At 56.4% G+C, this 8,004-nt stretch carries 9 protein-coding genes; 3 read left to right on the top strand and 6 right to left on the bottom strand.

Annotated elements, in window-relative coordinates; all coding sequences use genetic code 11:
- From B3V69_RS06760 to B3V69_RS06740, 5 genes are all read right to left on the bottom strand, one after another.
- Positions 1-459 (bottom strand): AMIN domain-containing protein (locus B3V69_RS06760; protein ID WP_296444986.1); only part of this gene is annotated, 459 nt, incomplete at its 3' end.
- Positions 456-998, bottom strand: a complete 543-nt coding sequence (locus B3V69_RS06755; RefSeq protein ID WP_296444984.1) for a pilus assembly protein PilP — start codon at positions 996-998, stop codon at positions 456-458. The genes B3V69_RS06755 and B3V69_RS06760, both read right to left, overlap by 4 nt.
- Positions 995-1,669 carry a type 4a pilus biogenesis protein PilO gene (locus B3V69_RS06750; RefSeq protein ID WP_296444982.1) on the bottom strand — a complete coding sequence of 225 codons (675 nt, stop codon included), beginning with the start codon at positions 1,667-1,669 and terminating at the stop codon, positions 995-997. Before B3V69_RS06750 ends, B3V69_RS06755 begins: the two co-directional genes overlap by 4 nt.
- 12 nt (positions 1,670-1,681) lie before the next feature.
- A complete protein-coding gene (locus tag B3V69_RS06745) occupies positions 1,682-2,302 on the bottom strand; it encodes a PilN domain-containing protein (protein ID WP_296444980.1) in 621 nt (206 codons plus the stop codon).
- Complete coding sequence (locus B3V69_RS06740; RefSeq protein WP_296444978.1) at positions 2,299-3,378, bottom strand: pilus assembly protein PilM; 1,080 nt, start codon at positions 3,376-3,378, stop codon at positions 2,299-2,301. Before B3V69_RS06740 ends, B3V69_RS06745 begins: the two co-directional genes overlap by 4 nt.
- 265 nt (positions 3,379-3,643) lie before the next feature.
- Here B3V69_RS06740 and B3V69_RS06735 point away from each other — a divergent pair, with 265 nt between their 5' ends.
- Positions 3,644-6,037, top strand: a complete 2,394-nt coding sequence (locus B3V69_RS06735) for a penicillin-binding protein 1A (protein ID WP_414707479.1) — start codon at positions 3,644-3,646, stop codon at positions 6,035-6,037.
- A 62-nt stretch (positions 6,038-6,099) separates the two neighbouring features.
- Here B3V69_RS06735 and cyaY read toward each other — a convergent pair whose 3' ends face one another.
- Positions 6,100-6,429: an iron donor protein CyaY gene (gene cyaY, locus B3V69_RS06730; protein ID WP_296444975.1), complete on the bottom strand. Its 330-nt coding sequence runs from the start codon at positions 6,427-6,429 to the stop codon at positions 6,100-6,102.
- Between cyaY and lptM the strand changes: the two genes are divergently transcribed.
- Both lptM and lysA read left to right on the top strand, forming a co-directional pair.
- Positions 6,343-6,684, top strand: a complete 342-nt coding sequence (gene lptM, locus B3V69_RS06725; protein WP_349679200.1) for an LPS translocon maturation chaperone LptM — start codon at positions 6,343-6,345, stop codon at positions 6,682-6,684. The two genes, cyaY and lptM, sit on opposite strands and share 87 nt — an antisense overlap.
- Entirely contained in the window at positions 6,681-7,973 is a 1,293-nt protein-coding gene (gene lysA, locus B3V69_RS06720) for a diaminopimelate decarboxylase (RefSeq protein ID WP_296444971.1), read from the top strand. Before lptM ends, lysA begins: the two co-directional genes overlap by 4 nt.
- The last annotated feature ends 31 nt before the right edge of the window (positions 7,974-8,004 follow it).

Raw genomic sequence — 8,004 nt, 5'->3', positions numbered from 1 at the left:
GCTGCGGCTTTCCGCAAAAACCGGTGCCACGGACACCGCAGGCGCTGCCACCGCCACAGTGTCCAGCACAACCAATAGAGATTTACCCTGCAACTGGGCCTTGTAAGTCGTTGCTTGCTTCAGATTCAGTACGACGCGTGTCCGATCCCCCGCTTGCACCACACTCACCGACTTCAGATTGCCCTGATTGATATCGATGGTGGAACGACCCATGGCATTCGAAATCCCAGGGAAATCAAGTGCAATTCTGGCAGGCGACTGGATCGAAAATCCTGTCGGAACCGCCGCGAGTGGCTGCGTCAAGTCGATTTTGACAACCTCAACACCCCCTTGGATTGAACCCGACACCGCTTCAACAGCGCTTTGGGCTTGGGAAGCAAGTGCCGCCAACATGAGCGACGTCGCCAGAAAAAAACGTTGCCACATTCGCTTTGCCATCCAACAGTTCTGATTGTTCATTTTGACCTCTCTTGCAGCTGCAAAGTCGCTGTGCGTTCAATCCATTCGCCCACAGCGTCCTGCACAATTTCACGCAACGTGACCTCGGTCTCCGCAATCTTCGTCACGCGTCCATAGTTTTGTCCAAGATAGTTGCCGGGTCGTACCTGGTACAACAAGTTGTCAACCTTCACCAGCGCGACGGGCTGGCCGGCCTTGACCAGACTTCCCACCATTGCCATCGCATCCAGCGGAAATGACTCCAGCGCCTCCTTGCGACGCGCCAACTCAGGCGCGATCAAGGCCCCGTTGGCCGCCGCTTGGATCGACTCTTTTCTCAAGGCCTGCGTCAGCTTTTGATTGCTAAACGGTTCTATCGCAGTCACCTGGGTATAGCTTTCCGGTTTGAATTGTTTGGGCTCGGAAATGGGTGCGACTTTGGGCCGTGTCTGACTTTTTTGCTCGACCATCCATTGACGCAATTCATCTTCGCCGGAAGCACTGCAACCAACAAGCGTCAGAACAATGGCGGCAAGAATCAATCTAGTCACGGGCATCATTTCTTGGCCTCTTTCGGCTTCGCCGCCTTGCGCTGCGCGGCAACCTCACCAGAATCCAGATAACGGAAGGTTTTGGCCGTAGCGTCCATCGCCAAAGTCCCATCTTTGGTTGGCACGATAGTCAGGTTATTGAGGGTCACGATGCGGGAAAGATTGGCAATGTCTGACGCAAAGGCGCCGATGTCGTGATAGCGCCCCGTGACGCGCACGGCAATGGGCAACTCGGCATAGTAGTCTTTGACGGCCACTTGTCCCGGGCGAAACAGGTCGAACTGCAGGCTGCGTCCCAAGCCCGCCTGGTTAATATCGGAAAGCAGGTCATCCATCTCGGCTTTGCTCGGCAACTGCTTCTCCAGTTGCGTGACGTACTGAAGCACCTGCTCACGCTGCTTCTTCAAGGCATCAAGATTCACAGCCTTGCCGAGCTTGACCTTGTACTCTTCGCGCAGCTTCACTTCCTTGGTCTGCTCTGCCTCCAGTTCGGTCTCTGAGGTGTTCAGCCACAGAAACCACAGCGCCACAACCAGCAAAACGGTGATAGTCGCGAAGAGCGCATAGCGCGGAAACGCTGGCCAGTTGGATGGATCTTTGGGATCCAGATTGCGGAACTGCCCGAGCAGTTTTTCCTGCAGGGCAGATAAGTCGAAATTCAATGAGGATTTGCTTGCCATGATGCCGTGCTCCTACTTTTTGACAGGAGTTGAGGCGGGGGTGCTCGCGGCTGTTCGCAGCTTTTCAGCCTCGTTAGCGCGCGTCAAGCGAACGCGGATGGTGAAATTCGCAACGCGGCGCTGCTCCCGTGGCGTCAGCGCGACAGTGCCTGCCACAATTTCAACCAACTCTGGCTTGGAAAACCAGGGCGTATTGTTCCCGAGATTGCGCAACAACTCGGACACCCGTTCATTGGACTGCGCGACACCTTGCAACGTCACATTTTGGTTGTCCTGACGCATGCTGGCGATATAAACGCCATCGGGCAGTTGCTTGACAAGTTCCGTCAGCAGGTGAACCGGTAAATTCCGGTCCGCCTGCAGGTCTTCCACCGCCTGCTGGCGAGCCCGCAAGGCCGTAATCTCCGCCTCAAGGCCGGCAATGTCCTTGATTTGGTCATCAAACTTCTTAATCTCAGTTTGCAACAACTGGTTTTTCCCTTGTTGCCCCGATATTTGGGCCTGATACCAAAGAAAAATCATCCCGGCAAGCAAACCTCCGACTAGGGCAGAAACCGCCAAACTAACGTTGAATATGTCCCGGCGCAGTTTGCGCGCAGCCTCGCGGTGCGGGAGCAGATTGATCAAGATCACTGCATGAACCTCCGCAAGGCCAGTCCGCACGAAGTAAGGTAGGACGGCGCCTCCCGTGTCATCTTCTTCAAGCGAACACCTTCACCAATTTCCATGCCTTCAAATGGATTCACCAAAGTGCAGGCGAAAGTAGTGTGCTGCGTCACAGCCGCCGTCAAACCAGGCAAAGCAGCCGAGCCGCCCGCCAGCATCACATAGTCGACCTTGTTATGCGGCGTGCTGGTAAAGAAAAATTGCAATGCGCGACCAATTTCCTGCACCATGCTTTCAACAAACGGACTCAGCACACTGGATTCGTAGTCGTCCGGCAGTTCACCGCTTCGCTTTTTGCTTTCGGCCTCTTCCAGGGAAAAGCCATACTGCCGCACAATCAACTGCGTTAACTGAGCCCCACCAAACGCCTGGTCCCGATCGTACAAGACCTCATCGTTGCGAATAACTTGCATGCTGGTGGTCAGGGCGCCCACCTCGAACAGGGCCACAATGCTGCCAACACCTTTGTTGGGAAGATTTTCAATCAGGCGCCCGGTCGCCAAACGCGACGCATAAGATTCCACATCCACGATCACGGGCTTCAAACCAGCCGCCTCTGCCAGGCCCTGAATATCCTGAACTTTCTCCCGGCGCGACGCCGCAATGAGAACTTCGATGTCGCCGGAAGAAGTCGCACTGGGTCCCACAATGCAAAAATCAAGACTGACCTCGTCCAACGGAAAAGGGATGTACTGATTGGCCTCAGTTTCGACTTGCATCTCCAACTCCTGGTCGGACATACCACCAGGAAGAATTATTTTCTTGGTGATCACGGCAGACGGCGGCAAGGCCATCGCCACATTTTTGGTTTTAGTACCGCTTTTCTTCACCAGACGACGAACCGCATCAGCCACTTCATCGAATTTTTCGATGTTGCCATCGGTAATCCATCCGCGCTCCAGCGGCACAATCGCGCAGCGCTCAAGCACCAGGTTGCCAGCCTTGTCTTGACCCAACTCAACCAGTTTCACACTGGAAGAACTGATGTCCAAACCCAGCATGGGCGCGGGTTGACGGCTAAACAAGGACCCCAAAGAGATCAAAACTATCCCCTGAAACAGGCCGATCAAAGATCAGCGAAACTTAAGAATTCACTTGAATGCTAGCAGTAAGCTCGTTGTCACGCAAAGGTATTTCCGGAATTTCGGGATTACGAGCGTTGTCAAAAGTAGACGATTGGGGCCACTCACCACACACCAACCCGCTAACAGACACCAAAGCGCCCAGCCGCAGCAATAGCGGATACTAGCGCTCCAAAGCTGTGAAAACATCATTTTTATAATGACGACGCGTTTCTAGAAGTTACTTATGCCCTCCAAAACACCGCTTAGTGAATCCGGCCCCACCTCCCGTCAAGATACCCGCGTCAGTACCATGAAATGGCTGCTACGCATTGTGTTGTGGGGCGGCGGCGTGGCGCTGGCCGGCATATTGTCGGTCCTGATCCTTGTTGCGATCGCGCTCGCAGTGGCTTTCCCGAACTTGCCGGATATTTCGGACCTGTCTGATTACCGCCCCAAATTGCCCTTGCGCGTATTCTCCGTGGAAGGTGCCCTGATCGGCGAATTTGGCGAGGAACGTCGGCACCTGACACCGATCAAGGAAATTCCGAAGGTCATGACGGACGCGGTTCTGGCGATTGAGGACTCACGGTTTTACGAGCATGGCGGCGTGGACTACAAGGGCGTTTTGCGCGCCGCGCTGGCCAACCTGGGGCGCGTCAAAAGCCAGGGTGCATCCACCATCACGATGCAAGTGGCACGCAACGTCTATTTATCTTCAGAAAAAACCTATACCCGCAAGATTTATGAAATCCTGCTGACCTTCAAGCTCGAACATGTGCTGACCAAAGATCAGATTCTTGAGATCTACATGAATCAGATTTTTCTGGGCAACCGCGCCTACGGCTTTGCCGCCGCTTCAGAGACGTATTTTGACAAGCCACTGAAAGACATCACGATTGCAGAAGCGGCCATGCTGGCGGGCTTGCCCAAAGCGCCGTCCGCCTACAACCCGATCAGCAATCCCAAGCGGGCCCGGACGCGCCAGCTCTACATTATTGAGCGCATGCAGGAGAACGGGTTCATTACCGCTGAACAGGCGGCTTCTGCAAAAAAGGAGGAACTCAGCGTCAAATCCAGCACGGACAACACCAAGGTGCATGCGGAATATGTGGCTGAAATGGTACGTCAATTGATGTTCGCGCAGTATGGCGATGAGACCTACACCCGTGGTCTGAATGTTTACACCACGCTGCGGGCGGCTGACCAGGATGCGGCTTACAAGGCTTTGCGGCGCGGGATCATGGACTTCGAGCGCCGTCAGATTTATCGTGGCCCGGAACAATTTGTCACTCTGCCGTCCGACCCCCAAGAGGTTGAGGACGCCATCGATGATGCACTGGACGATCACCCGGACAACGGCGACGTCATGTCGGCCATGGTGCTGGAAGCGGATGCCAAGAAAATCAAAGCCATTCGCCAGAACGGAGAAACCGTCGAAATTACCGGTGAAGGCCTTAGACCCGCCCAATCGGGCTTATCGGACAAAGCGCCTCCTAACATCAGAATTCGGCGCGGTGCCGTGATCCGGGTCGCCAAGACGCCCAAAAACACCTGGGAAATCACGCAATTGCCCGAAGTTGAGGGCTCCTTTGTGGCGCTGGACCCGCGCGACGGCTCCATCAAGGCGCTGGTCGGTGGCTTTGATTTTGAGAAAAACAAATTCAACCACGTGACGCAAGCCTGGCGCCAACCCGGCTCCAGCTTCAAGCCTTTTATTTATTCTGCCGCCCTGGAGAAAGGCTTTACCCCGGCGACGGTCGTCAACGACGCACCGCTCTTTTTTGACGCGGGTGTGACCGGCGGACAGCCGTGGGAGCCGAAAAATTACGACGGAAAATTCGAAGGCCCGATGACCCTGCGCCGCGGTTTGGCCAAATCCAAAAACATGATCTCCATTCGCATTCTGCAGGCGATAGGGGCATCGTATGCACAGGAATGGATCACGCGCTTTGGCTTTGATGCCGACAAGCACCCCGCCTACCTGACCATGGCGCTTGGCGCCGGGTCGGTCACACCCATGCAAATGGCGTCAGCCTACTCAGTCTTCGCCAACGGCGGCTACCGTATCAATCCGTGGCTTATCAGCAAGGTGACCGAGCAAAAGGGCAAGGTCCTGGTGGAAACCAAACCACCGGTGCTGGACGAATCGATGCGTGCCATCGATGCGCGCAACGCCTTCATCATGGAAAGTCTGCTGCAGGAGGTGACGCGCTCCGGCACGGCGGCTTCCGCCCAGGCCAAGCTGAAAAGACCCGACTTGTACGGGAAAACGGGAACCACCAATGACTCCATGGACGCCTGGTTTGCGGGATTTCAGCCAACATTGACCGCCGTCACCTGGATCGGCTACGACACGCCGCGCAAGCTCGGTGATCGCGAAACGGGGGGCGGCTTGAGCCTGCCGGTCTGGATCCAGTTCATGGAACACGCCCTCAAGAACGTCCCGGTGATGGAGCCCGCCGTCCCCGAAGGCCTTGTCAATTCTGGCGGCGAATGGTTTTTTGATGAATACGCCCGAGGTGCCGGCATCCGCAGTCTGGGAATGAGCGACAACCCAGCGGGCGCGGCGGACACCGATATTCAAACGTTGCCACCGTCCGATGAGAGGAAGAAAATCCTGGATTTGTTTAAAAACTAATCTGAAGCTTTATGGGATGGCCCGCAGCGACACAAAGTGCGCCAGCGCCGTCCTCCCACCCATCAGATTGCGAACACCAGCGGGCAACCCGCCTGATCGCTAGCATAGCGCGACAGACTGGAAAAAAACTCGCCCTGACCTTTGGTATCCATCCACTGTGCGCTATCAAATTTGTAGTGGTAACCACCGGATTTTGCCGCCATCCAGATTTCATGCAAAGGTTTTTGCAGATTGATGACGATCTGACTCCGGTTTGAGAAAACAAGCGTGACCATGCCGCCGGTGCGCTGGTTGTCGATATCGGCATGGGTTTGGTCATTGATGCGGTCACAGCTTGCCTCGACGGCCTTGAGCAGAATTTCCGCACGGTCCATGAATTCAGAGTCGGTCATTACAATTTCACCATGTTGCGATTTAGTCAAATTTTAGTCAGTTCGATTGTCCTTGGTATCAGTGCAGTGAGCCTGTCGGCCTGTGGCCAGCAGGGCCCGCTGTATCTCCCCACGGAACCAGCAAGCGCCAGACGCGCCACACTGCCTGAAACCCTGATGCGCTCCAGCCCGATCAACGCCGACCAGTCTGCGGTGCAGACGGCACCGTCGCCTGTCAGCCCCCCTACCCCTGCAGCTATCCCCGCCCCTCAATGACCTTTCAAAATATGCCCGGCCAGCCCCACATTGCCTACCGGGGCAATGAACTTTTCTCTGAGGAGATCCGTTTAAGTGATTTGGCAAAAGAACATGGCACGCCACTTTTTGTGTACTCGAAAGGCGCCATGCTGTCAGCGCTGGGCGCCTACGAGCGTGGATTTTCCGGGCGAAACGTGCAAATCTGTTACGCCATGAAAGCCAATCCGGCCTTGGGCGTGATCCAGGTTTTTGCCGAGGCCGGATGCGGTTTCGACATTGTCTCCGGGGGTGACATGGACCGTGTTCTGGCCGCTGGTGGCCACGCCGACAAAATCATTTTTTCAGGCGTGGGCAAGACGCGTGCAGAAATGCGTCGCGCGCTGGCGGCCGGCATTGGCTGCTTCAATGTCGAGAGCGAGGCCGAACTCGAAGTCTTAAGTGACGTGGCCCTGTCCATGGGCTTGCGCGCGCCGGTGAGCATTCGCGTCAACCCCAACGTGGACCCCCAAACCCACCCCTACATCTCCACCGGACTCAAGGGCAGCAAGTTTGGCGTGGCCCATGAACGCGTGCTGCCCACCTACCAGCGCGCAGCCCAGTTGGCGGGGGTACGGGTGGTCGGGATCGATTGCCACATCGGCTCGCAGATCACGCAGGACGGCCCTTACCTCGACGCCGTGGACCGCATGCTGGACCTGGTGGAAGCCATTGAAGCGGTGGGCGTTCCCCTTCACCACATCGATTTTGGCGGCGGCCTGGGTATCAACTACAACGGCGATACGCCGCCCCCTGCCGACCTGCTGTGGGGAAAACTGCTGGCCAAGCTGGACGCCCGCGGCTTCGGCCAACGACAGCTGATGATCGAACCCGGTCGCTCGCTCGTTGGCAATGCAGGCGTGTGCCTCACCGAAGTGCTGTACCTCAAACCCGGTGCGCAGAAAAACTTCTGCATCATCGACGCCGCCATGAACGATTTGCCGCGACCCGCCATGTACCAGGCGTTCCACCAGATCATGCCTTTGAAGCCACGAGCGGACGCCCCTGACACTTACGACGTGGTGGGACCGGTCTGCGAAAGCGGCGACTGGATCGGACATGAGCGCGACCTGGCGGTCCAGCCGGGCGACCTGCTGGCGGTGCTGTCTGCAGGAGCCTACTGCATGAGCATGGCCAGCAACTACAACTCGCGCGGACGGGCCGCCGAGATTCTGGTGGAGGGCTCCCAAGTCCACCTGATTCGCCAGCGGGAGACGATTGCGGATCAGATGCACGGCGAGAGTTTGGTCGGGCGCAAGCGCGCCGGGTAAAGAACAGGAAGCGCTTATATTGCTATTATTT

It is taken from the genome of Rhodoferax sp. UBA5149 (assembly GCF_002413825.1).
Lineage (GTDB): Bacteria > Pseudomonadota > Gammaproteobacteria > Burkholderiales > Burkholderiaceae_C > Rhodoferax.
Note: the sequence above shows the minus strand (reverse complement) of the source record. Positions and strands in the feature narration are given on the sequence as shown.